At 63.4% G+C, this 25379-nt stretch carries 19 protein-coding genes and 1 tRNA gene; 10 read left to right on the top strand and 10 right to left on the bottom strand.

Annotated features, from left to right (window positions below; translation table 11 throughout):
• Window positions 1-162: 162 nt before the first annotated feature.
• Window positions 163-1926, top strand: coding sequence for an outer membrane beta-barrel protein (locus FJ423_RS12725; RefSeq protein ID WP_246680153.1), 1764 nt, complete (start codon window positions 163-165; stop codon window positions 1924-1926).
• Between the two features lie 158 nt (window positions 1927-2084).
• Here FJ423_RS12725 and galU read toward each other — a convergent pair whose 3' ends face one another.
• A complete protein-coding gene (gene galU, locus FJ423_RS12730; protein ID WP_140842140.1) occupies window positions 2085-2990 on the bottom strand; it encodes a UTP--glucose-1-phosphate uridylyltransferase GalU in 906 nt (301 codons plus the stop codon).
• Between the two features lie 235 nt (window positions 2991-3225).
• Between galU and FJ423_RS12735 the strand changes: the two genes are divergently transcribed.
• From FJ423_RS12735 to FJ423_RS12745, 3 genes are all read left to right on the top strand, one after another.
• Window positions 3226-4446 carry a lytic murein transglycosylase gene (locus FJ423_RS12735; protein ID WP_140842142.1) on the top strand — a complete coding sequence of 407 codons (1221 nt, stop codon included), beginning with the start codon at window positions 3226-3228 and terminating at the stop codon, window positions 4444-4446.
• Between the two features lie 112 nt (window positions 4447-4558).
• A complete protein-coding gene (locus tag FJ423_RS12740; protein WP_140842144.1) occupies window positions 4559-5776 on the top strand; it encodes a DUF459 domain-containing protein in 1218 nt (405 codons plus the stop codon).
• A gap of 120 nt (window positions 5777-5896) precedes the next feature.
• Window positions 5897-6304 (top strand): MAPEG family protein, encoded by a 408-nt coding sequence (locus FJ423_RS12745; RefSeq protein ID WP_140842146.1) that lies wholly within the window; start codon window positions 5897-5899, stop codon window positions 6302-6304.
• Window positions 6305-6345: 41 nt separating this feature from the next.
• Here FJ423_RS12745 and FJ423_RS12750 read toward each other — a convergent pair whose 3' ends face one another.
• Window positions 6346-7800 (bottom strand): glutamate synthase subunit beta, encoded by a 1455-nt coding sequence (locus FJ423_RS12750; RefSeq protein WP_140842147.1) that lies wholly within the window; start codon window positions 7798-7800, stop codon window positions 6346-6348.
• Window positions 7801-7942: 142 nt separating this feature from the next.
• Window positions 7943-12679, bottom strand: a complete 4737-nt coding sequence (gene gltB / locus FJ423_RS12755; RefSeq protein ID WP_140842149.1) for a glutamate synthase large subunit — start codon at window positions 12677-12679, stop codon at window positions 7943-7945.
• 490 nt (window positions 12680-13169) lie between these two features.
• Between gltB and FJ423_RS12760 the strand changes: the two genes are divergently transcribed.
• On the top strand, window positions 13170-14219 hold the full coding sequence (locus FJ423_RS12760; protein ID WP_140842152.1) for a low specificity L-threonine aldolase: 1050 nt from the start codon (window positions 13170-13172) through the stop codon (window positions 14217-14219).
• Between the two features lie 25 nt (window positions 14220-14244).
• Window positions 14245-15138 carry an MBL fold metallo-hydrolase gene (locus FJ423_RS12765; protein ID WP_140842154.1) on the top strand — a complete coding sequence of 298 codons (894 nt, stop codon included), beginning with the start codon at window positions 14245-14247 and terminating at the stop codon, window positions 15136-15138.
• A gap of 10 nt (window positions 15139-15148) precedes the next feature.
• On the opposite strand, the gene FJ423_RS12770 is transcribed toward FJ423_RS12765, so the two are convergent.
• Together FJ423_RS12770 and FJ423_RS12775 are read right to left on the bottom strand one after the other, a co-directional pair.
• A complete protein-coding gene (locus FJ423_RS12770; protein WP_140842156.1) occupies window positions 15149-15901 on the bottom strand; it encodes a sulfite exporter TauE/SafE family protein in 753 nt (250 codons plus the stop codon).
• Window positions 15902-16036: 135 nt separating this feature from the next.
• Entirely contained in the window at window positions 16037-16504 is a 468-nt protein-coding gene (locus tag FJ423_RS12775) for an Hsp20 family protein (protein ID WP_095766320.1), read from the bottom strand.
• A gap of 615 nt (window positions 16505-17119) precedes the next feature.
• On the opposite strand from FJ423_RS12775, the gene FJ423_RS12780 reads away from it, so the two are divergent.
• Together FJ423_RS12780 and FJ423_RS12785 are read left to right on the top strand one after the other, a co-directional pair.
• On the top strand, window positions 17120-18076 hold the full coding sequence (locus tag FJ423_RS12780; RefSeq protein ID WP_140842158.1) for an alpha/beta hydrolase: 957 nt from the start codon (window positions 17120-17122) through the stop codon (window positions 18074-18076).
• 294 nt (window positions 18077-18370) lie between these two features.
• The gene (locus FJ423_RS12785; protein WP_140842160.1) at window positions 18371-18823 is read left to right on the top strand and encodes a hypothetical protein; all 453 of its coding nucleotides are present in this window, start codon (window positions 18371-18373) and stop codon (window positions 18821-18823) included.
• A gap of 58 nt (window positions 18824-18881) precedes the next feature.
• On the opposite strand, the gene hisN is transcribed toward FJ423_RS12785, so the two are convergent.
• Both hisN and FJ423_RS12795 read right to left on the bottom strand, forming a co-directional pair.
• On the bottom strand, window positions 18882-19655 hold the full coding sequence (hisN, locus tag FJ423_RS12790) for a histidinol-phosphatase (RefSeq protein ID WP_140842162.1): 774 nt from the start codon (window positions 19653-19655) through the stop codon (window positions 18882-18884).
• A 357-nt stretch (window positions 19656-20012) separates the two neighbouring features.
• Window positions 20013-20969, bottom strand: a complete 957-nt coding sequence (locus FJ423_RS12795) for an N-formylglutamate amidohydrolase (RefSeq protein WP_095766700.1) — start codon at window positions 20967-20969, stop codon at window positions 20013-20015.
• Window positions 20970-21119: 150 nt separating this feature from the next.
• Between FJ423_RS12795 and FJ423_RS12800 the strand changes: the two genes are divergently transcribed.
• Both FJ423_RS12800 and FJ423_RS12805 read left to right on the top strand, forming a co-directional pair.
• A complete protein-coding gene (locus FJ423_RS12800) occupies window positions 21120-21482 on the top strand; it encodes a response regulator (RefSeq protein ID WP_006199474.1) in 363 nt (120 codons plus the stop codon).
• A gap of 115 nt (window positions 21483-21597) precedes the next feature.
• A tRNA-Val gene (locus FJ423_RS12805) sits at window positions 21598-21672 on the top strand.
• Window positions 21673-21805: 133 nt separating this feature from the next.
• Here the strand turns inward: FJ423_RS12805 and FJ423_RS12810 are convergent.
• The 3 genes from FJ423_RS12810 to gmd are packed head-to-tail and all read right to left on the bottom strand — an operon-like array spanning window position 21806 to window position 25309.
• Window positions 21806-23236: a hypothetical protein gene (locus FJ423_RS12810; RefSeq protein ID WP_246680154.1), complete on the bottom strand. Its 1431-nt coding sequence runs from the start codon at window positions 23234-23236 to the stop codon at window positions 21806-21808.
• On the bottom strand, window positions 23223-24191 hold the full coding sequence (locus tag FJ423_RS12815) for a GDP-L-fucose synthase (protein WP_140842164.1): 969 nt from the start codon (window positions 24189-24191) through the stop codon (window positions 23223-23225). Before FJ423_RS12815 ends, FJ423_RS12810 begins: the two co-directional genes overlap by 14 nt.
• Before the next feature lie 11 nt (window positions 24192-24202).
• Complete coding sequence (gene gmd, locus FJ423_RS12820) at window positions 24203-25309, bottom strand: GDP-mannose 4,6-dehydratase (RefSeq protein ID WP_140842167.1); 1107 nt, start codon at window positions 25307-25309, stop codon at window positions 24203-24205.
• Window positions 25310-25379 lie beyond the last annotated feature (70 nt).

Here is a 25379-nt window from a genome sequence, read left to right on the forward strand (position 1 = left end):
CTTTGCCGCGCCCCTGTCCAACGGAATTGCCTTCAACCTCCGATTGGGGGCCCAGAGGCGGCTCTCTCAACCCTCCGTTAACCATCCGCATTTACGGTTCGGTAAGTATGGCGCAACCGCGCCGCGCAAGCAGTGGTGACGATGTCCGGGGGCCAATCTGAAATGAAAATCGGCCGAAGCGGCCTTGCCGTTGCAGCACTGCTGCTGACGGCAGGCGCGCTAGCCCTGCTGCGTCCCGCGCCGGCATTCTCGCAGGAAACCGAGCTGCGCGGCGAGGTCTCCGAGTCGGCCATACTCGCCGACCAGCAGCGCAAGGCCAGGCGGGCGCAGGGATCGCAGGGCCAGACGCCGCCCGCCGCCGCCGTCCAGGACACGGCATCGACGACCTACCAACCGTCAAGCCCCGGCGCCGTTCCCGATGATGATCAGACGGCGGGCGCGACGGACAGCATCTTCGATCAGCCGCAGGCAACGGACGATCCATTGGCCGTCACGAAGGCTCCGGCAAAACCCCGCCGACCGTCGACGGCAAAGCAGCGTGCTCAGGACGCCAAGGCCGGCGCCAAGACCGCCGACAAGAAAAAGGCCAAGAAGAAAACCGGCGAAGCGACGGACAGCACGACCACCGCCGCGACCGTCGGCACAGGCAACCGGACCGACGCCACCGCCACCGGCGATGAAGACGGCAGCAACCGCCGTGCCGTCACCATCGATAGCGTCGACAAGCAGAAGCTAGACCCCGGTCAGGAGCGCACCGCCTCCATCGAAGGCCTGAAAGTCAAACCGGAGGAGGATCCCTTCGCCGCGCCGGGCGTCAAGGTCGGCACCTTTCTCTTCCGGCCGACGCTCGAGCAGGGCTTCACCGCGACCTCCAACGCCGATTCCAGCAGCACCGGCAAATCGGCGGTTCTGTCCGAGACGGCGCTGCGCTTCACCGCGACCTCCGACTGGCGCGAGAATTCGGCTTTGATTACCGGCTACGGCCAGTTCCGCAACACCGTCTCTGGCCAGAAGATCAACGACGCGCAGGGCCGTATCGAGGGCCAGCTCAATGTCGACCTCGACAACGAGCTGCGCGCCATCGCCAAGCTGGGCTACGAGGCCGCGCCGGAATCGGCCTCCTCGCCGGATGCGATCGCCGGTGTCACCCAACAGCCGCTGCGCCAGACCGTCGACGGCAGCCTCGGTCTCGAAAAGAGTGTCGGCAAGATGCGCTACGCGCTGACCGGCGCGGTCTCGCATGATTTCTACGGCGATGCCGAGCTCTCCGACGGCACCACCGTTTCGCAGAAGGATCGCGACTCCACGCTCTACACCGCAACCTTGCGCACCGGTTACGAGATTTCGCCGGCGCTGACGCCGTTCACGGAAGTCGAGGCCGGGCGGCGCCTCTATGACCTGCGCGTCGACACCGACGGCTTCGAGCGATCCTCGACCAGGCTTGGCGCGCGCGCCGGGCTCGAGCTCGACATGGGCGAGAAGCTGTCCGGCGAATTTTCCGTCGGCTGGCTGCGCGAGGCGATCGACGACAACCGCCTTCCGGCGGTAGCGGGTCCGAGCATCGATGCCGACCTCAAATGGTCGCCCGAGCGCGGCACCACTATAGGCCTGACCGGCAAGACCAGGGTCGAAACAACCACGACGGCTAATGAGAGCGGCGATATCCTCTACTCCGGCCGTCTGACCGGCGAGCGCCAGATCCGCGCCAATCTGACGGCGAACTCGGCGCTCGGCCTCGACTGGCGCGATTACACCGGCTCCGACGGCCATGATCTGATCCTGAGCGCCGAGGCCGGGCTGACCTGGTGGTTGAACCGCTATGCCGGGGTCACCACCAGGGTGAGGACGGAGAAGCTGACCAGCAACCTGCCTGGCCGCGACTATACGACCAACAGCGTCTATCTCGGCCTGAAGGTCCAGCGCTGAAGAGCAGCAACGGCCCAAGCCTATGCCGAGATTCAGGTCAGCCGAGTCGAGAACGGTGGCTTCCGAGAACCGGAGCGGAGCGTACTCAAAGTACGTGAGCACCGGAAGCGCAGGAAACTGCCGTTCGCAGACCGGCCTCACCTGAATATCGGCATAGGCTAAGACGCGGCGCCGCGCCGCTCTACTGGCCGCACCTCGTCCAGCAGCGTGCGAATAACGCCGGCCATGCTTCCGTTCATGTCGCTACGCCAGAGCGCGAAGGCGACATTGGCCTCGACGAAACCTTCCGGCGAGCCGCAATCGAACGTGCGCCCCTTGTAGTGATAGCCGTAGAAGGGCTGCTCTTTCTCCAGCTTCAGCATTGCGTCGGTCAGCTGAATCTCGTTGCCGGCGCCACGCTCCTGGCTCTCCAGGATGCCGAAGATTTCCGGCTGCAGGATGTAGCGGCCGTTGATGTAAAGATTGGAGGGCGCGGTCCCCTGTTTCGGCTTCTCCACCATGCCGGTGATGCGGAAGCCGTGATGCGCGTCCTCGCCGCGGCCGACGATGCCGTATTTATGGGCTTCCGCCGGATCGCATTCCTGCACGGCGACGATATTGTTGCCGGTCTCGGCATAGAGTTCGACCATACTCCTCGTGCAGCTCTTTTCCGACTGCATGATCATGTCCGGCAAAAGCAAGGCGAACGGCTCCTCGCCGACCAGCTCGCGGGCGCACCAGACGGCGTGGCCAAGGCCCATCGGCACCTGCTGGCGCGTGAAGCTCGTCTGTCCCGGCGCCGGCTGAAGCCGCTGCAGGCGGGCGAGCTGATCGTCCTTGCCGCGCTGGGCAAGCGTGTCATACAGCTCGAACTGGACGTCGAAATGGTCCTCGATGACCGCCTTGTTGCGTCCGGTCACGAAGATGAAATGCTCGATGCCGGCCTCACGTGCCTCATCGACCACATATTGGATGACCGGCCGGTCGACGACGGTGAGCATTTCCTTCGGGATGGCCTTGGTGGCCGGAAGAAACCGCGTGCCGAGGCCGGCGACCGGGAAAACTGCCTTGCGAACGCGCTTCATGCTGACACCCCCTGCGTTTCAGCCAATTATCCGCTCGGCGGCACGCTCCGCAATCCCCCAAACATTTCCCGACGGAAATCATTTTCACGCCGGAATGTTGGATTAAGGGCGAGCAGTGAACGTGAGAACTAAAAGCCGCGACACCTCTTTTCGTTCCGCGCGGGACCTATGGTAAACCAAATGCTAACCCGGTTCGGCGTTGAATGATCTTCCTGATTTGACGAAGGAGGAAATGATGTCCGTTCGCAACACCGCGAGGCGCCTGACGGCACTGGCGACGGCCGCCGGCCTCACGCTGGCCTTGCTGATGCCCGCCGGACCCGCTTTCGCCGATGCCGGATTCCGGCAGTGGGTCTCGGGTTTCCGCGCCACCGCTGTGGCGGGCGGCGTTTCGGGCGCGGTCTACGACCAGTCCATGAGAGGCATCGAGCCCGACCCGGTCGTGCTGGAAAAGGCCCGCACCCAGCCGGAATTCACCGCGCCCGCCTGGGACTATTTCGACAACCGCGTGCACGACCAGGCAGTCGCCAACGGCCAGGCGATGGCGAAGAAATGGAGGCCGTGGCTCGATCGCATCGAGGCGCGGTTCGGTGTCGACCGCAACATCCTTTTAGCCATCTGGTCGATGGAATCGAACTATGGCGAGACGCTCAAGCGCGACGACATCATGCGCAACGTCGTCCGCTCGCTGGCGACGCTTGCCTATGGCGATCCGAAGCGCTCGAAATATGCCCGCACCCAACTGATCGCGGCCTTGAAGATCCTGCAGACCGGCGACATCGACGAAAGCCATCTGATGGGCTCCTGGGCAGGCGCGATGGGCCAGACGCAATTCATCCCGACCAGCTACCAGCGCTATGCGGTCGACATGGACGGCAATGGCAAGCGCGACATCTGGAGTTCGATCCCCGACGCGCTGGCGACCTCCGCCAATCTGCTCAAGAAGAACGGCTGGCAGGCCGGCAAGACCTGGGGCTATGAGGTCTCCATACCAGCCGGCAAATTGCCCGGCGGCGCAAAGACGATCGCCCAATGGCAGGCGCTCGGCGTCGTCAGGGCCAGCGGCAAGCCGTTCAAGAACCTGACCGACAAGGCGACGTTGAAAGTGCCGGACGGCCGAGGTGGACCCGCCTTCCTGATGATCAGGAATTTCTCTGTCATCAAGGCCTACAACAACGCCGACAAATACGCTCTGGCCGTGGGCCTTCTGGCCGACGAGATCGCCGGCGGCACCGGCCTGGTTCAGGACTGGCAGCGGCCTTTCACCAAGCTCAGCTTCGAGGAACGGCAGGAACTGCAGAAGCGGCTTTCAGATCACGGCTACTATGACGGCAAGTTCGACGGCAAGATCGGCGACGGCTCGAAAGCCGCCATCATGGCCTACCAGGCCAAGGTCGGCTTGAACCAGGATGGCTATCCGAGCCTGGAAGTGCTCAAATGGCTCCGCAAGCAGTAAAGCCTGGGGAAGCGCCAGCATCCTCTCAAAGACGGCAAGGATGCTGTAGCGCTTCGGCTTGCGCATGACTTTCCCACGTCTTCCGGTCATGCGCCAAGGGATGGAGAGGTGTTTGGTTTCGGTTGCGCGTATCAGGCAGGGCATTCGCCGGGCGCCGATCCTGTTTCTCGCCCTGGCCGTGCTCGTCGTCACCGCCGTCGGCGCCTTCCACGCACCGGCATTCGCGCAGGAGGAAAGCCGCGGCTGGTCGTTGCGTGACCTTCTGTTCCCGCGCCGCAGCGAACGCGTCGAGCCACCGTTCGAAATCCAGAAATCAAGGCCGAAACCGAAGAAGAAATCCAAGCCGCGCCCGCCGGCCGAGCCGGAAACGCCGATCGTCGAGAAGACGAACGACGCCCATGTCGTGCTGGTGGTCGGCGATTTTCTGGCGGGCGGGCTGGCCGAGGGCCTGGACACCGCCTTTGCCGACAATCCCGCCGTCAGGATCGTCACCCGCGCCAACGGTTCGTCCGGTTTCGTTCGTGACGATGTCTACAATTGGCCAGCCCAGATAAAATCGCTGATCGAAACCGAGAAACCGTCGGCCGTGATCGTCATGCTGGGCTCCAATGACCGCCAGCAGATGCGGGTCGGCGAAGTGCGCGAGCAGCCGCGCTCGGAGAACTGGACCAAGGAATACGAGCGCCGCGCCGATGCGCTCGGCAAGGCCATCCAGGACACCAAGGTGCCGTTCCTGTGGGTCGGCATGCCGGCTTTCGGTATGTCGAAGATGAACTCGGACATGCTCGCCTTCAACGACATCTACCATTCGGTCGCCGAAAAGCATGGCGGCGAATTCGTCGACGTCTGGGACGGCTTCGTCGACGAGAACGGCGCTTTCGTCACCTCCGGCCCGGACATCAACGGCCAGCCTGTTCGCCTGCGTTCCGATGACGGCATCAACGTCACAAAGGCCGGCAAGCGCAAGCTCGCCTTCTATACGGAAAAGCCGCTGGCGAAGATCCTGGGCTTGGCGGCGCCGGGAAGCGTCACGACCGTGTCGGCGCCGGCCGGAGCTCCGGTTGAGGCGCCGAAGCCGGCCGCGGCGCCCGTCATCGTCGACCGCACCGCGCCGATGCTTCTCGGCGACCCGGCGCTCGACGGCGGCACCGAGCTGCTCGGCGCCGCGCAGCCGGCCAGGGCCGATCCGAACCTGCCAGGCGAAAAACTGATCGTCGAAGGCAAGGCGCCCGCCGCCTCGCCCGGCCGCGCCGACGATTTTTCGTGGCCGCCGAAGACGCAGCCGGCGACAGCAGCCGTCGAGTCGGACTCCACGCCCGCCAGCCCTTAATCGACGTCCATCGGATTCGTCGGGATGAGATCACCCTTTGATCGTCCTGCGCGAAAGCGATTTCACGCCAGGCCGAACAATGGCATTGTTCTATCCCGCTGGGATTACAGGGGGGCGAACATGTCGGCGACGGGCTATGCCTTGCTTGGCTTCGTAACTTGGACCCTCCTCCTGCTTGTATGGATGGAGATCCTGCGCACCCATCTTGTGGTGAGCGGCCGCATCCCGGCAAATGGCTTCACGCCGGATAACGCAAGTCTTTCGCCCTTTTTGCAGCGGCTTGCGCGAGCCCACGCCAATTGCATTGAGGGACTCCCGATATTCGGTGGCCTCATGGGCGTGGCCATGATGACTTCGCGGACGGGGATCACCGACCCCCTTGCATACTGGTTTATCGCCGCGCGGCTAATCCAGTCGGCCATTCATCTGGCGTCGACAAGTCCAAACGCGGTCAAGGCTCGATTTTCCGCGTTCGCGATCCAGATGGCCATCGGCCTCTACTGGGCGGTAAAGCTGCTGGCCGGTTAGGCGCTTCAAGAAGCTTACGGGTCAGTGAGTGCTTTGAAGCCTTACCGCGGCAGCACCGTCGATCCCATCAGCGCCTCGTCGATCGAGCGCGCCGCCTGGCGGCCCTCGCGGATGGCCCACACCACTAGCGACTGGCCGCGGCGCACGTCGCCCGCCGCATAGAGCTTGTCGACGCTGGTCCTGTAGTCGCGATCGTTGGCCTCGACATTGTTCGAGCGGCGGCTGTCGGTGACGACTTTGATCTTGCCGTCGAGCTCCTTCATCAGGCTGTCGCCCGCCGGACCGGCGAAGCCGATGGCGATGAAGGCGAGATCGGCGCGGATGACGAACTCGCTGCCGGCGATCGGCTTGCGCTTGTCGTCGACCTCGCAGCAGCGCACACCGGTCAGCTGGCCTTCCTCGCCGATGAACTCGAGCGTCGCCACCTGGAATTCGCGCTCGGCGCCCTCGGCCTGCGAAGAGGACGTGCGCATTTTCGTCGCCCAGTAGGGCCAGACGGCAAGCTTGTCTTCCTTCTCCGGCGGCTGCGGGCGGATGTCGAGCTGCGTCACGCGCACCGCGCCCTGGCGGAAGGCGGTGCCGATGCAGTCGGACGCGGTGTCGCCGCCGCCGACGACCACGACATGCTGGCCACCGGCAATGATCGGGTGCGAGGGCCAGGCCACCGACTGGATCGGCTCGCCGCCGACGCGACGGTTCTGCTGCACCAGATAGGGCATCGCGTCATAGACGCCGCTGAGGTCGCTGCCTGGAATGCCGGCCGGACGCGGCGTCTCCGAACCGCCGCAATAGAGCACGGCGTCGAATTCCCCGAGCAGATCGGCCGCTTTGATGTCGACGCCGACATTGACGCCGCAATGGAAGGTCACCCCCTCGCCCTGCATCTGCTCGATGCGCCGGTCGATATAGTGCTTCTCGATCTTGAAGTCCGGTATGCCGTAGCGCATCAGCCCGCCGGGGCGGCTTTCGCGCTCATAGACATGCACGTCATGACCGGCGCGGCCGAGCTGCTGCGCCGCTGCCATGCCGGCCGGGCCTGAGCCGATGACGGCAACGCGCTTGCCGGTCTTCCTTTCCGGCGGATAGGGCCGGATGTGGCCGGTCTCATAGGCCTTATCCGCGATCGCCTGCTCGACCGTCTTGATGGCGACCGGAATGTCCTCGAGGTTCAGCGTGCAGGCTTCCTCGCAAGGCGCGGGGCAGATGCGGCCGGTGAACTCCGGGAAATTGTTGGTCGAGTGCAGGTTGCGGATCGCGCTGTCCCAGTCGCCATTGTAGACGAGGTCGTTCCAGTCCGGGATCTGGTTGTGGATCGGGCAGCCGGTCGGCCCATGGCAGAACGGAATGCCGCAATCCATGCAGCGCGCGGCCTGTTTCTCGACTTCCTTGTCCGACATCGGCAGCGTGAATTCACGGAAATGCCGGATGCGGTCGGAGGCCGGCTGGTACTTGTGCACCTGCCGGTCGATCTCGAGAAAGCCTGTTACCTTGCCCATAGTCCAGTCCCTGCTGTCCGAAGGCACGCTTTTGCAGCGCACCCGTTAACCCCATAAGGCTGCCATGGCAACCTTCGTTCCGAGGTCAGGATTGTTGGTGAGGATGCCGGCCGGAAAGTCATCTTTCCGGCCGTGCCCGAAACTATTCCGCCGCCACGCTCATGCGCATGCGTTCCATCTCGATCAGCGCGCGGCGATACTCCACCGGCATGATTTTCCGGAATTTCGGCCGGAAGTTCTGCCAGTTGTCGAGAATCTCGCGACCGCGCACCGAACCGGTGAAATGCACGTGGTTCGAGATCAGCTGATAGAGCCGTTCCTCGTCATGACTGGTCATGTCGCCGGAGACGTCGACGCGGCCCTTGTGGTCGAGGTCGCCGCCGTGATGGAGCAGCTTCTCCATCAGGTCGTCCTCTTCCGGGACAGGCTCGAGCTCGACCATCGCCATGTTGCAGCGCTCGGCGAAATCGCCCTTCTCGTCCAGCACATAGGCGACGCCGCCCGACATGCCGGCCGCGAAGTTGCGCCCGGTCTTGCCGAGCACGACGACGATGCCGCCGGTCATGTATTCGCAGCCGTGGTCGCCGACGCCCTCGACGACGGCCGCCACGCCGGAATTGCGCACCGCGAAACGCTCGCCGGCGACGCCGGCGAAATACGCCTCGCCTTCGGTGGCGCCGTAGAGCACCGTGTTGCCGACGATGATCGAGTCCGCCGCGACGATCTTGGCCTCTTGCGGCGGCCGGATGACGATGCGGCCGCCCGACAGGCCCTTGCCGACATAGTCGTTGCCGGCGCCGACCAGCTCGAAGGAGACGCCGCGCGCCAGGAAGGCGGCGAAGGACTGGCCGGCGGTGCCGGTCAGCTTCACCTTGATCGTGTCCTCGCGCAGGCCCTTGTGCTTGAAACGCTTGGCGACTTCACCCGACAGCATGGCGCCGACAGAGCGGTCGACATTGCGGATCGGCAGCTCGATGGTGACCGGCTGCTTGGCGTCCAGCGCCGGCTTCGCCAGCTCGATCAGCTTGCGGTCGAGCACGTCGTCAATCGGATGCTTCTGCCGCTCGGTCCAGTGCAGCGCCTCATGCGGCGCGTGCGGCTTGAAGAACATCTTCGAGAAATCGAGCCCGCGCGCCTTCCAGTGTTGGATGACGTCGCGCTTTTCCAGGAGATCGGTGTCGCCGATGATCTGGTCGATATGGGTGAAGCCCATCTCGGCAAGCAGCGCCCGCACCTCTTCGGCCACGTAGAAGAAGAAGTTGATGACGTGCTCGGGCGTGCCCTTGAAGCGCTTGCGCAACACCGGGTCCTGCGTCGCCACGCCGACCGGGCAGGTGTTGAGGTGGCACTTGCGCATCATGATGCAGCCGGCCGCGATCAGCGGCGCGGTCGAGAAGCCGAACTCGTCGGCGCCGAGCAGCGCGCCGATGATGACGTCGCGCCCGGTGCGCAAGCCGCCATCGACCTGCAGCGCGACGCGCGAGCGCAACCCGTTGAGCACCAGCGTCTGATGCGTTTCGGCAAGGCCCATTTCCCACGGGCTGCCGGCATGCTTGAGCGAGGTCAGCGGCGAAGCGCCGGTACCGCCGTCATAACCGGAGATGGTGATGTGGTCGGCGCGCGCCTTGGCGACGCCCGCCGCGACCGTGCCAACGCCGACCTCCGACACCAGCTTGACCGAGACATCGGCCGCCGGATTGACGTTCTTCAGATCGTAGATCAGCTGCGCCAGATCCTCGATCGAATAGATGTCGTGATGCGGCGGCGGCGAGATCAGGCCGACACCGGGCGTCGAGTGCCTGACCTTGGCGATGGTCGCGTCGACCTTGTGTCCGGGCAGCTGGCCGCCCTCGCCGGGCTTGGCACCCTGCGCCACTTTGATCTGCATGACGTCGGAATTGACCAGATATTCCGCCGTGACGCCGAAGCGGCCCGACGCGACCTGCTTGATCGCCGAGCGTTCCGGATTCTTGCCGCCGCCGGGCAGCGGCAGATAGCGGTCAGCCTCTTCGCCGCCCTCGCCGGTGTTCGACTTGCCGCCGATGGCGTTCATGGCACGCGCCAGCGTGGTGTGCGCTTCCCTGGAGATCGAGCCGAACGACATCGCCCCGGTCGAGAAGCGCTTGACGATCTCGGCCGCCGGCATGACGTCCTCGATCGCGACCTTCTTGCGGCCGGTCTCTTCCGCTGTTCTGATCTTGAACAGGCCGCGAATGGTCTGGGCGCGAGCGGTCGCGCTGTCGATCTGCGCCGAATAGTCCTTGAACGTGTCCCAGGAACCCTGCCGCACGGCGTGCTGCAGGCTGGCGACGGCATCGGGCGACCACATATGCGCCTCGCCGCGCATGCGGAACATGTATTCGCCGCCGACCTCGAGACTGTTGCGCAGCACCGGATCGCTGCCGAAGGCATCGCTGTGGCGGCTAAGCGTCTCGGTGGCGATCTCGTCCAGGCCGACGCCTTCGATCAGCGTCGCTGTGCCGGTGAAATACTTCTCGACGAAGTCTGACTTCAGCCCGATAGCGTCGAAGATCTGCGCGCCGCAATAGGACTGGTAGGTCGAGATGCCCATCTTGGACATCACCTTGAGGATGCCCTTGCCGATCGACTTGATGTAGCGCGAGACCACCTCGTACTCGTCGACCTCTTCCGGCAGCTCGCCACGCTTGTGCATGTCGAGCAGCGTGTCGAAGGCGAGATAGGGATTGATCGCCTCGGCGCCGTAACCTGCCAGGCAGCAGAAATGATGCACCTCGCGCGGCTCGCCGGATTCCACCACGAGGCCGACCGCGGTGCGCAGGCCCTTGCGGATCAGGTGATGGTGCACGGCCGCCGTCGCCAGCAGCGATGGGATCGCGATGCGGTCCGGGCCGACCTGGCGGTCGGACAGGATGATGATGTTGTAGCCGCCGGCGACCGCCGCCTCCGCGCGCTCGCAGAGCCGGTCGATGGCGCCTTGCATGCCGGCGGCGCCCTCGTTCGAGCCATAGGTGATGTCGATCGTCTTGGTGTCGAAACGGTCCTCGGTGTGGCCGATCGAGCGGATCTTCTCCAGATCGCCATTGGTCAGGATCGGCTGGCGCACTTCGAGCCGCTTGCGGCGCGACGTGCCGACGAGATCGAAGATGTTCGGCCGCGGCCCGATGAACGACACCAGGCTCATCACTAGCTCCTCGCGGATCGGGTCGATCGGCGGGTTGGTGACCTGGGCGAAGTTCTGCTTGAAATAGGTGTAGAGCAGCTTCGACTTGTCCGACATCGCCGAGATCGGCGTGTCGGTGCCCATCGAACCCACCGCTTCCTGGCCGGTGGTGGCCATCGGCGCCATCAGAAGCTTGGTGTCTTCCTGCGTGTAGCCGAAGGACTGCTGGCGATCGAGCAGGCTGACATCCTTGCGCAGCGCGCGCGGCTCGACCGGCTTCAGATCTTCCAGGATCAGCTGCGTGTTGGCGAGCCAGGTCTTGTAGGGGTGCCTGGTCGCGATCTCCGACTTGATCTCCTCGTCGGAGACGATGCGGCCCTTGGCGAGATCGATGAGCAGCATGCGGCCGGGCTGCAGCCGCCACTTCTGCACGATCTTTTCCTCCGGCACCGGCAGCGCGCCGGCCTCCGACGCCATGATGACGCGGTCGTCGTCGGTGACGATATAGCGCGCCGGGCGCAGGCCGTTGCGGTCGAGCGTAGCGCCGATCTGGCGGCCGTCGGTAAAGACCACCGCCGCCGGTCCATCCCACGGCTCCATCAGCGCCGCATGGTACTCGTAAAAAGCCTTGCGGTCGGCGTCCATGAGCTTGTTGCCGGCCCAGGCTTCCGGGATCAGCATCATCATGGCGTGGGTGAGCGAGTAACCGCCCTGGAACAGGAACTCGAGCGCGTTGTCGAAGCACGCCGTGTCCGACTGGCCTTCATAGGAGATCGGCCAGAGCTTCGAGATGTTGTTGCCGAACAGCTCGGAATCGACCGAGGCCTGGCGCGCCGCCATCCAGTTGTTGTTGCCGCGCACGGTGTTGATCTCGCCGTTATGCGCGACCATGCGATAGGGATGCGCCAGCTTCCATGACGGGAAGGTGTTGGTCGAGAAGCGCTGGTGAACCAGGATCAGCGCCGTTTCGAAGCGCGGATCCTTGAGGTCCTTGTAATAGGCGCCGACCTGATAGGCCAGGAACATGCCCTTGTAGACGATGGTGCGCGCCGACAGCGACACGCAATAGGCGCCGACATCCTTGTTGTCGTTCTCGGCATAGATGCGGCCCGAGATCACCTTGCGCAGCAGGTAAAGCCGCGCCTCATATTCCTCGTCGTCCGGGATGTCGGCCGTGCGGCCGATGAACACCTGCCGATGGAACGGCTCGGACGCCACGATATCCGGCGCCTTCGACAGCGACGAATTGTCGACCGGCACGTCGCGGAAGCCGATGAGCGGCAGCCCTTCCGACTGCGCCGATTCGGCGATGATCTCTTCGATATGGGCGCGCAGCGCCGCGTCCTGCGGCATGAACCAGTGGCCGACGCCATATTGGCCGGCCGGCGGCAGTTCGACTCCCACGACCGCCATTTCTTCGCGGAAGAAAGCGTCCGGGATCTGCACCAGCACGCCGGCGCCGTCGCCGACCAGCGGATCGGCGCCGACGGCGCCGCGATGGGTGAGGTTTTCCAGCATCGCCAGGCCGTCCTCGACGATCCCGTGCGATTTCACGCCCTTCATGTTGGCGATGAAGCCGACGCCGCAGGCGTCGTGCTCGTTGCGCGGATCATAGAGGCCCTGCGCGGTCATGCCGTTGGCGGTTCGCAGCCCTTTGGTCAGGACGGTATTTTTAACGGCTGCCGCTTTCGTCTGCGCGGCCTGGCCGTTGATCGCAGATGGCGTCAGTTCCGTCATCGTCCTATCCTCCGTTCTCCACCTTGGCCCCGACTGTCTCAGGACGCTGGTTTACCTTGGGAAGCATGATGCTTCCCCTTCATGTTGCTGCACGTCTCGCGAAATCCACCGAACCAAACGGCTATACGCCCGGTTCGCATCCGGTATCGTACAGGCCAGAGCCGGGCCGTCTACCCGCCGCTCGCGACAATGGCCGGAATGGCAGCGATGATACGCCAGTCCGGCCTGTTTTGTGCGACAAAATAAGACAGCACTACTGTCCTAAATTTTTTATGGCAGAAATCAGACAGCCGCACAAGACCGATTCACAAAAAACTTGGGCGTGCCACGACACAAAATTTCGTGAAAGGCGTCGGAAACGCAAGCTTTGGTCCAGGCATTTTGGCGTCGATTGCTGGCTTCACCGCTTCGCCGACGATTGGCCCTTGCGCTTCGACTGCCGAAGCGGTCAAGTCCCGCCACTTTCGCCGATCACGATACGGATTTCTCGATGTTCTTTGCATCCGACAACTGGGCGGGCGTCCATCCCGACATTTCGGCCAACCTGTCGCGCCACGCCGCAGGCATCGCGACCGCCTATGGCGACGGCGATCTTGACCGCGCCGTCTATCGTCGCTTCAACGAGATCTTCGAGCGTGAGGTGCAGGTCTTCTTCGTCGCGACCGGCACGGCGGCCAACGCGCTTTCGATGGCTGCGTTGAACCGCATCGGCGGCATCGCGCTTTGCCATTTCGAAGCGCATATGAATGTCGACGAGTTCGGCGCGATGGGTTTCTACACCGGCGGCGCGCGCATGGCGCCGGTGGCGGGACCGCTGGGGCGCATGACCCCGGAGGCCCTCGACCGGACCATCAAGCGATATTCGCAGGACCTGGCCCCCGCCGGCCAGCCGATGGCGGTCACCGTGACCCAGGCGACCGAGGTCGGCACGGTCTACAGCGTCGACGATGTCAAGGCGATCGCCGAGGTCAGCCGCCGCCACAAGCTGCCGCTGCACATGGACGGCGCGCGCTTCGCCAATGCGATTGCAGCGACCGGCGTCAGCCCGGCCGAAATGACCTGGAAGAGCGGCGTCGATCTTATATCCTTCGGCGGCACCAAGAATGGCTGCTGGATGGCCGATGCGGTCGTGGTTCTCAATCCGGATGTCGGCAAGGATCTGCGCCTGCTGCGCCAGCGCGCCGGACAGACTTTTTCCAAGGCCCGCTTCATCTCGGCCCAGTTCGAGGCCTATTTCACCGACGATCTGTGGTTGAGGATGGCAGGCCACGCCAATGCGATGGCCGCGCATCTGGCCGAGACTATCGAGGATGCGCCGGCCGGCAAGCTCGCCTGGCTGCCGCAGGCCAACGAAGTGTTTGCCATCCTCGGTCGGGCCACCGCGGAAAAGCTGCAAGCGGCTGGCGCCAAATTCTACGAGTGGGGCGTGCCGCAGGGGTTCGATGGCCACCTCGGCGACAATGAAGCGATCTACCGCTTCGTCGCCAGCTTCGCCACCACGACGCAAGAGATCGACCGTCTCGGCCAGTTGCTTGGCTGAGCTTGCGGCACTCGGGAGCAGCCAGATGACCAAGCCGCCTCTCGGCTCGACGATGCGGCTGGTTCGTCCGGCGCCGAACGTGCTGGGCTTCTATGACGGCCGCATCGAAGGCGTTCGCATCTGGTCGCACGAGCCGAACTGGCTTGACGACGGCGCTTACACGCTTGGCATCTGCACCCATGCGATCGTCGACGGCTCGCAGGCGCTTGTCTATGACACGCACATATCCCTGCCCCATGCCCGCTTCATCCGGAAAACCCTTGAGGAGATGGGCGTAACCTCGATGCGCGTCGTGCTCAGCCACTGGCATGACGATCATATCGCCGGCAACGAGGTGTTTGAGGATTGCGAGATCATCGCCAACCGCCTCACCGCCTTGGCGCTCGAACGCGGCCGGGCCGACATCGAGGGCGGTAATCCGCCGATCAAGCCGCTCGTGCTGCCCAACAGAGTTTTCGACAACAGCCTCAGCCTGACGGTCGGGGCGGTCCCCATCGAACTGCGCCAGGTCGAGATCCACAGCCATGACGGCACGGTGCTGCTGATGCCCGACGCCGGCCTGCTTTTGGCAGGCGACACGCTGGAAGACTCCGTCACCTATGTGTCGGAGCCGGAGCGCCTGAGCGAGCATCTGGTCGACCTTGGGCGCATGTCCAGCTGGCAGTTCGATCGAATTCTGCCCAACCACGGTTCCTTTGAGGCGATCGAAGCCGGCGGCTATGACAGAAGCTTCATCGACGCCACCGAGACTTACGTCCAAAAGCTGCTTGCCTGCCGGCAAGACCCCGACCTGGCCAAGCAGGATCTGCGGACCTTCGGCGCCGAGATTTTCGCCACCACGGCGACCGAGTATTTCGCGCCATATGAAGCCGTTCACCGGCGGAATGTCGAAGCCGTTCTTGCGGCAAATAATAAGTAGGCCCCTGCAGCTAGGCCACAAAGGGCCGCAGCAACAACTCGACGCCGAGCAGGACCAGAAAAATCAGGAACCAACGGCGAAAAGTTGCCGGGCTGATCTTCCGGCGCAGGATTTGCCCCAGCCACATGCCGAGCAGGGCCGGCAGCACGGCAAGCGAGGACATCGCCAGATGTCCCGCCTCGAAGACGCCATGCGAGGCAAGGCCCAGCGCCAGGGTGATCGTCGACATCGTGAAGGAAAGACCGAGCGCCTGGATCAGATCGTCCCGGCTCAACCCCAGCGCCTGGATGTAAGGCACGGCAGGCACTACGAAGACGCCAGTGCCGCCCGTGACGACGCCGGTGAGGAAGCCCACGGCCGGCGAAAACCAGCGCTCGCTTTTCTCGGGAACGACAGGCTGCCGCGCGAGCAGACTATAGGCGGCATAGACGATCAATGCCGCGCCGAGGCCGGCGGTCGTCCATTTGACATTGTCGCTGGCGAGCAGCCGTGCGCCGATGATCGTGCCGATCAGAATGCCCGCCATCATCAGCCAAAGCCGGCGCAGGACCGCCGAAAAACTCGGGCCGGCGAAAAGCTGCCAGACATTGGTGACGAAGGACGGCACGATCAGCAGCGACGCCGCGATCACCGGCGGCATGATTGTGCCAAGCAATCCCATGGCCAGCGTCGGCAGGCCCATGCCGGTGACGCCCTTGACGATACCGGCAAGCAGGAAAGTGATTGCAACGGTGAGTGTCAGCAGCAGGGAAAAATCGGACATCGCCCTTCATGATCCGCCGCTGCATGCTTCAAAAGAGCCAGAACCGCGCGTTGCCGGTGGCACAATAAAAAGCGGCGCCTCGCGGCGCCGCTTTCGTCTCGGGAGGGAGACGTTGTCTACTACGGGCCCCGCGGGTTACGCGGCGGCCTTGGTTTCGATCTGCTTGGCCTTGTCCGCGGACGAGGTGATCGCGATCTTGCGCGGCTTCAGCTCCTCGGGAATGTTGCGCTTGAGGTCGACGAAGAGCAGGCCGTTCTTCAGCGTGGCGCCTTCCACTTCGACGTGGTCGGCGAGCTGGAAGCGGCGCTCGAAGGACCGCGAGGCGATGCCGCGGTAAAGCAGCTCGGAACCCTCGCTGTTGTTCTCTTCCTTGCGCTCGCCCTTGACGGTCAGCACGTTGCGGTGGGCTTCGATCGAAATCTCGTCTTCCGAGAAGCCGGCAACGGCCATCGAGATGCGATAGGCGTTCTCGCCCGTGCGCTCGATATTATAGGGCGGATAGGTCTGCGCGGTCTCGGGCTGGCCGAGCGAATCGAGCATGGTGAACAGCCGGTCGAAGCCGACGGTCGAACGATAAAGCGGGGAAAAATCGACGTGACGCATGAGTGTTCTCCTTTTGAGCAACATGGTTTGCGTATGACCCGGTGCGAAACCCTCGAAAGGCGTTCCGGATAGGCCAGCGGCCCCGACATCGGCGGCCACAGCATTCATTTGGGAAGCTCAAAAAGCCATTTCAAGGTTTTCCTTGGTCGCAATGCAGCCACGTTCATGAACGGTGGATGAACCACGGCTTCGGCATCCGTTCAGTCATGCGGCATTAGGCTTCGGTCAAGTTCGAGCAATTCCAGGAAAAGTGTGAAGCGGTTTTCCGTCTGGAATTGCGTCAAGACAGAGAGACAAGCGGCGCCCCCTTCCCTGCGCCGCGACGAGGCCGAACCGGGTGCAACGTCCCTTCCTCCCGGATCGACAGAGGCCGGAAGTGCACCGCAGGCACTTCCGGCCTTCCCCGCACTGCAGCGCCGCGCGCCCTCTGGACGCGCTAAGGACGCAGTAGCACTTTTGATTTCGCGCATGATCCTTTCCGAAATCGATTCCGATTTTCGGGGTCATGCGCGGCAACCGCGTAAATACTCGCAACGCCTTTGCTTTTGCCGCCTGGCCGTCTATCACCATGCCGACGCCTCGCCCGTCCGGGCAAAGAACAAGCAACGACGCCGCATGACGGATCTTTTCCATCTGACCGAGGACAATCCCGCGCCGCAGAATGCCGCGGGCGGCTTCTTCACCACACGCGACGGCAAGAAGATCCGCTATGGCGTCTTTGCCGCTGTCAGCCGCCCGCTGCAGGGCTCGGTGGTTCTGCTGACCGGGCGCAACGAATGCATCGAGAAATATTTCGAGACCATCCGCGATCTCGCCGATCGCGGCTTCGGCGTCGCCATCCTCGACTGGCGCGGCCAGGGCGATTCCAGCCGCCTGCTGCGTGACCGCCAGCGCGGCTATGTCCGCAGCTTCCGTGACTATACGCGCGATCTCGAGCAATTCTTCGAAGAAATCGTGCTGCCCGACTGCCGCGGCCCCTATTACATCCTCGCGCACTCCACGGGCGCGGTGATTGCGCTGCTTGCCTCGCCGTCGATGGTCAACCGGGTGCGACGCATGGTGCTGCTGGCTCCTTTTCTCGAGGTGCCGGACCTGCCGGTCTCGATCGCCACGGTCCGGCGCGTCTGCACGGTTTTCTGCGCGCTGGGTCTCGGCCGGCTCTATGCCGCGCTCGGTCCGCGCCCGAAAGTGCCGCCCGCTTTCGAGGTGAACAAGGTGACCTCGGATGCTGCGCGCTACCGGCGCAATGTCGGTATCTACGAGGCCTGGCCGCAGCTCGCGCTCGGCGGTCCGACCATCCGCTGGCTGAGGGCCGCCGCCGCGGCCGCGAAAGCCGTCAGCGATCCGGATTTCATGGCAAGGGTGAAGGTGCCGATGCTGATCGTCGCCGCCGGCGCCGACCGGGTGGTCTCGACCAAGGCGGTGGAGGCCTATGCCAGGAAACTGCGCGTCGGCTCGCTGTTGATGATCGACGGCGCTCAGCACGAAATCCTGCAGGAGAAGGACATATATCGCGAGCAGCTCCTGGCCGCTTTCGACGCCTTCATTCCCGGCACCGGCGATGCCACTTGACGCCCGGTCGTGGGGGGCCGCCGCTGGCGGCGCGTTACGGCCGGCACACGAGCTTCATGGCCAATGGGTTCGCGACCTCGGCGCTCCGTCCGCCAAATCTCGGCTGAAAGCTGCCAGCGTTGCCGGCGTTGTCAGCTGCATAGTCATTCCCAATCCTGCGGCAAACGCGGGCACAAACGGCTGACTGGAAGGCGCGCCCGCGCGGGAGCGACACCTCGTTTCCGCCAAGGCACGGAGCGCTAGATACCTTCCGGGCGCCATCGCCAGCCGACACTGCCGGGAGGAGGAACGGACATGAACGTATCGCTGTCACGTCAGGGACATCGCCTGTTGCAAATCGGCGTCGCCCTGCTGCTGTTTTCGTCGTTCGAAGGATTTGCAATCCCGTACCTCGCCGCACCGCGCCTGGGGCTGTCGGCGCATACGCTCAGCGGCCTGGAGGCCGTTCTCCTGCTGGCGCTGGGTCTCCTTTGGGAAAGGCTCAATCTCAGCGCCGCCGCATCGCGGGTTGCGTTCTGGCTTCTGATCTATTCGGCTCTTGCCATTCTGGCCGCCTACGTGATGGCGAGCGTCTGGGGTGCCGGCAACGAGACGATGCCCCTGGCGGCCGGAGCCTTCCACGGCAGCGCCTTTCAGGAGACGGCGATCAAAGGCATCGGATATTCGTCGGCGCCAACCGGCCTCATTGCTTTCGCGCTCATTCTGTGGGGCTTGCGCCTTGCAGACCCTTCGTCAACCGAGAGCTAGAGCGCGCCGCAGTCTGCGCCGGCTTTGCATGAAACGGTCTCTTGGGCCCGCCTGGTGCTCAGCCGCGCAGCGCCGCCATCGCTGCCGCGTGAAGCTCGGGCGTCGCGGCCGCCAGTATGTCGCCGCCCTTCTCCGCCGGCCCGCCTTCGAAAGTGGTGATGACGCCGCCGGCCTTCTCGATGATCGGGATCAGTGCGACGATGTCGTAAGGCTTCAGGCCCGGGTCGGCGACGATGTCGATGCTGCCGGCCGCCAGCATGGCGAAGGCGTAGCAATCGGTGCCGTAGCGGGCGAGCTGCACCTTTGTCTCGAACTGGTCATAGCGCTTGCGCGCATCGCCCTGGAACAATGCCGGCGTAGTCGTGAACAGCGTCGCTTGCGCGAGTTCGGTCGTCTTGCGGGTCGCGAGCCGGCGCGGGCCGCCCGGTCCTTCATAATGCGACCCGGAAGCGTTGGCGTAGAACAGCTCACAGGTGAAGGGTTGCGACATCATGCCGGCGACCGCCTCGCCGTCGACGGTCAGCCCGACCAGCGTTCCCCACACTGGGATGCCGGAAATGAAGGCGCGGGTGCCGTCGATCGGGTCGATCACCCAGACATGTCGGCTGGCGAGATTCTGGCTGCCATGCTCCTCGCCGAGGATGCCGTGCTCGGGATATTCGGACGAAATCAGCGTCCGGATCGCGCGCTCGGCTTCGCGATCGGCCTCGGTTACCGGATCGAAGCTTCCCGTAAGCTTGTTGGTGACCGCCCCCTGGCTGCGGAAGCGCGGCAGGGTTTCGGCGGCGGCGGCATGCGCGATGCGCCGCATGAAATCGGTGCTGATATCCAAGTCGCTCTCCCCCATCGCGGCCGTTGCCGGCTGCCTGTTTCTCGCGGAACAGGCGCGCTGAAGACCGGTCAGACGCCCGTTTTCTGTTGCCCGAATGTCACATGTGAGCCGCCGAAGCGGAATTTCCACATCATATTGAATTAAAAAAGCCCGCTGTCGATTGACATTTGTGCGGCGCACAATAATTTTGTCATCGGACAGGTTTTCCTGTCCATGCCCTCCTTGGGCGTTTCCTCCCTAGACTTCGACCGTGTCGTGAAAACGATGCGGTCTTTTTTTCAGGCAATTCCGGGAAAGTGTGAAGCGGTTTTCCGTCCGGAATTGCTTATACAAGAACTCGGCGCGCCAACCGCGCCGTCATTCCGCCGCAAGCGGCAAATCGACGAAATGGTGGTCGGGCATCGACATCAGGTCGGCCGAGAAGCGGGTCAGGTCGCAGGCCAAGGCGTCGAAGCCGGCCGATTTCTGGAACGTCCGCTCGTCCATGTAAAGCCCGCGATTGACCTCGATCTGCAACGCATGCAGATGCCGCGCCGGCCTGCCATAATGTTCGGTGATGAACCCTCCCGCATAGGGCTTGTTATGCGCGACGGTGTAGCCCATGCGGACAAGCAGGCCGATGGCCATCTCGGTGAGCGCCGGCGAGGCCGAAATTCCGAACCGATCGCCGATGATGAAGTCGGGCCGCACACCGTTGTCGCCGACGCGTATACTGGCCGGCATCGAGTGGCAGTCGATCAGCACGGCATAGCCGAACCTGGCATGCGTTCTGGTCAGGAGCCGCTTCAGCGTCTCGTGATAAGGCTTGTACACTGCTTCGATGCGCGCCACCGCCTCGGCCAGTGGCAGGCGGCCGGGATAGATATCGAGGCCTTCGCCGACAAGCTTCGGCACCGTGCCCAGCCCGCCGGCGACACGCGCCGAACGAATGTTGCAGAAGGACGGGACCGGCTCCGCGAACATGCGCGGATCGAGTTCCCACGGCTCGCGGTTGACATCGAGATAGGCGCGCGGAAAATTGGCCGCCAGCAGTGGCGCGCCGAGCGGCACGGCGCCGCCGAAAAGCTCCTCGACATAGCAGTCCTCCGACCGGCGGATGGCGTTGCGGTCAAGCCGCGCCATGGCCAGGAAGCGCTCCGGATAGTGGCGGCCACTATGCGGTGAGTTGAACAGGAAAGGGACGCGCTGCTCGGCGCCCGATCGGATTTCGAAGGGTGGGACGACCGAAAAATCCTCGGCTGCCGTTTTCAATTTGCACGAACCAGGAAACAACACTGCATCATGACGTAAAACTTGCCACCTTGCGTGCGGCATGTCCAGCATTTCGGGCGACGAAACCGCAGCTTGAACCGGATGCGGGACGCCCTTCATTCACTTGATGTTTACCGACACATCCTCATATACAGCATGGTTAACAGCCTTGCCCGGCGGCAGGCTTGGGGCGGGTGATTCGGACGGGATATGATGGCACGCATTCTGCTGGCGGAAGACGACGACGATATGCGCCGCTTCCTCGTCAAGGCGCTGGAACGCGCCGGCTACCAGGTAAGCGATTTCGACAATGGCGCCAGCGCCTATGAGCGGCTGCGCGAAGAGCCTTTTTCGCTGCTCCTGACCGACATCGTCATGCCGGAGATGGACGGGATCGAGCTTGCCCGCCGCGCCACCGAGATCGATCCGGACCTCAAGGTGATGTTCATCACAGGCTTTGCCGCAGTCGCGCTCAATCCGGATTCCAAGGCGCCCAAGGACGCCAAGGTGCTGTCGAAGCCCTTCCACCTGCGCGATCTCGTCAATGAGGTCGAGAAGATGCTGCAGGCGGCCTGAGCCAGTTCGGCAGGCATCGACGATGCGCCGCGCCGATGCGACAAACGGAAGCCGTCTTTCCACATTCCCGCTATTGACGCGCCGGATCAAAAGTGGTGTATGCGCGGCTTCGGATGGGCGTGTAGCTCAGCGGGAGAGCACTGCATTGACATTGCAGGGGTCACAAGTTCAATCCTTGTCACGCCCACCATCCTTCCAATAACTTAGATATCTGGCGAGCACAGACCCTGCGGCTGACTGTCTGGCTGCACTGCGATTAGCGACTACCCGAGACCTCTTCGACCGAGCACAAGCCTTTTCGCCTAAGACGGCGAGCCCGTCCCCTATATTCGGATCCCCGCCTTCCAGAGTCGCAGCCGCGCCTTCGCCAGAGGACCGGACTGAGGCGTCGTCAATGGCCGTATGTGCCGTTTGATTCTCTTGAACAAGGCATTGGCCGGTTCCGCCTCCAGCGACTTCGCAATCATCCGCAGAGCCGGCTTCACCTTCCCGAATGTTGCATGGAGAATATGCGCCGAACACGCCGCGGCGTAGGGATGCCCCTCTGCGGCCGCCGCGAAGAAGGACTCGAAATCCTTCGACATGACATCACCGCGCCATGTTCGGCAGACCAGCACGCCAATCGCGCGCAACGGCATTGCGGGAGAGGCTTCGAACTGTCTTGTCATGAGCGCCTTCAAAACGGCTTCGCCGGACCGATAGTCGCGTTCGCGAAAAAAGGCCGCCGCGATTTTGAGCGGATAGACGTCGTTGTGCGGATCCAGCGCGTGAGCCTTTTCCAGGATGTCTCTTGCTCGCGCGGGATTGATTTGATCCTCGAGATCGAGAAACGCGGTTTGATAGCCGAAGGCCGCCTCGAGCGGGTGGTAATCGCCCTGATGTCGGCTGAGTTCGGCCAGAATCATTTCCGCGGCTCTCGAACCGTCGAACAAGGTTTTCGGATGGACGAGACCGACATCGCCCATCGTCGATGCGACGGACGCATAGACGCTGCCGCCTGCATAGATTTTCTGGCACCGCGCCATCAGCCTCATCTCGAAGAATGCCTTGAGCGTCTCATCTGCGAATTCCGCCGATCCCAGATCGTCGCCCAGCAAGGCTCCCGTTTCCGACCGCAGATATTCGAGCGTTTCACGATCCTGACCGATCAGAAGAGTTGTCAGGCCTTTTGACGAAAGCTCCGACGCGACAGCCTTGACCAAGGTCGAGGCCACTACCTTGTCGCTGAAATGCAGCATGAAGCGATACTTGCCGCGCACGATGTCGCCGCTGCGAAGATGCAAAGCGGCGATCGGCCCCGGAAACAGGCACCTGTCGGCGGCGTCGAGCGCCTGATTCACGGTCTTGGAAAAACCGAAACCTCGCAATGTCTCCGATCGTTGGACGAGTTGGGGTCCGCCGTGAAAATGATCCAGTATCTCAAACTCGTTGCAGATCCAGCCGCGGAACCTTCGCCGTGCCGCCGCGGCATCGAGACTGGCACGGCTAAAGGCTACCTCTCCGAGAACATCGAAACCCAATGATTCGACCGTCTCCCCCAGCCAGTGCTTCTCGATGAAATCGGCGGAGAATATCTTGTCGACTTTCTCGACCGAGTGAAATTTGTCATCATGGATCGGCTTCCAGGCAAAGCCGAAGCGATAGCCGAGCGTGTCGGCAAGCGCCTTGGCGTTGACCATAGCCAGAAGCCGGCCGCCCAAGCCGTCCTCCCTGGTCGCCGCGATGAGTTTCGATTGAGAATCATGCAGTGCCAAGACGGATATCGCCTTTCTCGACATGGTCGAGGAACCAGGCATAGGTCTGTTCCAATCCATCTCGAAGCGAATAGGCCGGCCTCCAGCCGGTCTTGAACAGGCGCGAGACGTCCATCAGCTTGCGCGGCATCCCGTCCGGCTTCGTCGGATCGAACGCGATCTCGGCGCCGGCGCCGACGACCGATACGACGGTGCCGGCAAGCTCCGCGATGGTGATGTCCTCACCGCTACCGACATTGACGTGGCCGTCGCCGGAATAAGTCTTCAAAAGCCAGACAAAGGCGTCGGCGGCGTCGTCGACATGCAGGAATTCTCGCATCGGCCGGCCCGAACCCCACACCTGCAGGGTCTTTTGACCGGTTAGCTTCGCCATATGCGCCTTGCGCATCAGCGCAGGCACGACATGACTGCTGTCGAGGTCGAAATTGTCGCCCGGACCGTAGAGATTTGTCGGCATGGCCGAGATGTAGTCGACGCCATGTTGCCGCCGGTAGGCCTGGCAAAGTTTCAACCCGGCGATCTTGGCGACGGCGTACCATTCGTTTGTGGGTTCGAGCGGGCCGGTGAGCAGCGCGTCTTCCGGGATCGGCTGCGGCGCAAGCTTCGGATAGATGCAGGACGAGCCCAGGAACAGGAGCTTCTGCACCCCGCTGCGAAAGGCGGCCTCGACGACATTGGTCTGCACGACGAGGTTTTCGTAAAGGAAATCCACCGGGAAGCTGTCATTGGCCAGGATGCCGCCGACCTTGGCGGCCGCCATGATCACGGCGTCCGGCCGCCGGGCCTCCATCCAGCGGCGCACGCCGGCCTGGTCGAGAAGGTCGAGCTCGCTGCGCGCCACGGTCACGATCTCGCAATCCTCGCCAGCCAGGCGGCGCACCAGGGCCGAGCCGACCATGCCGCGGTGGCCGGCAATGAAAATGCGCTTTCCTTTGAGATCAAAACTCTTGTCCATAAGCGCAGGTCCTAGGTTGAACTGCCGTTGCGCCAAGCAGCGCCGGCGGTGCGCACCAGGTCGGCCCGAACCATTTCCGCCACCAGGTCCTTGAAGCCGATGGTGTGCGACCAGCCCAAAACCTTTCTTGCCTTGGCGGAGTCGCCGACCAGCGTATCCACTTCGGTCGGCCGGAAGTAGCGCGGATCGATCCGCACAAGCGCGGCGCCAGTGGCTGCGTCGATGCCGACTTCATCGGCGCCGCTGCCCTGCCAGCGAATGCGGTGTCCGGCCTCGGCGAAGGCGAGTTCCACGAATTCGCGCACCGAATGTGCCTCGCCGGTCGCGAGCACGAAATCGTCCGGCTCGTCATGCTGCAGGATGCGCCACATGCCCTCGACATAGTCGCGCGCATGGCCCCAGTCGCGACGTGCGTCGATATTGCCGAGATAGAGCGTGTCCTGCAGGCCGTGATGGATCGCGGCAACGGCGCGCGTGATCTTGCGGGTGACGAAGGTTTCGCCACGCGTCGGGCTCTCGTGATTGAACAGGATGCCGTTGGCGGCGAACATGCCATAGGCCTGGCGGTAATTGACCGTGATCCAGTAAGCATAAAGCTTGGCTGCCGCATAGGGCGAGCGCGGCCGGAACGGCGTGCTCTCGTTCTGCGGAGCTTCGACCGCATCGCCATAGAGCTCCGAGGTCGAGGCCTGGTAGAAGCGCACCGATTTCTCGAGGCCGAGAATGCGGATCGCTTCGAGAAGCCTGAGCGTCCCCAGCGCATCGGCATTGGCAGTGTATTCCGGCGTCTCGAAGCTCACCTGGACATGGCTTTGCGCGCCGAGATTATAGATCTCGCTGGGCTTCGTCTCCTGCACAAGGCGGATCAGATTGGTCGCGTCGGTCAGATCGCCATGATGCAGAAAGAAGCGCGCCCCGTCCTCATGCGGATCGACATAGATGTCGTCGACGCGCTCGGTGTTGAAGGAAGACGACCGGCGTTTGACGCCGTGGACCACATAGCCCTTGCCGAGCAGCAGCTCAGCCAGATAAGCCCCGTCCTGCCCGGTAACCCCGGTGACAAGCGCGACCCTGTCTGCCAGGGCGACCTTGTCTGCCGGGGCGACTTTCTCCGCCATTGCCATGTGCGCCCGCGCCTATTTTTCGGCAAGCGAATACGATTTATCGCCGAAACGCAAATCCCCGCAC

This window comes from Mesorhizobium sp. B2-8-9, assembly GCF_006439475.1.
GTDB lineage: Bacteria > Pseudomonadota > Alphaproteobacteria > Rhizobiales > Rhizobiaceae > Mesorhizobium.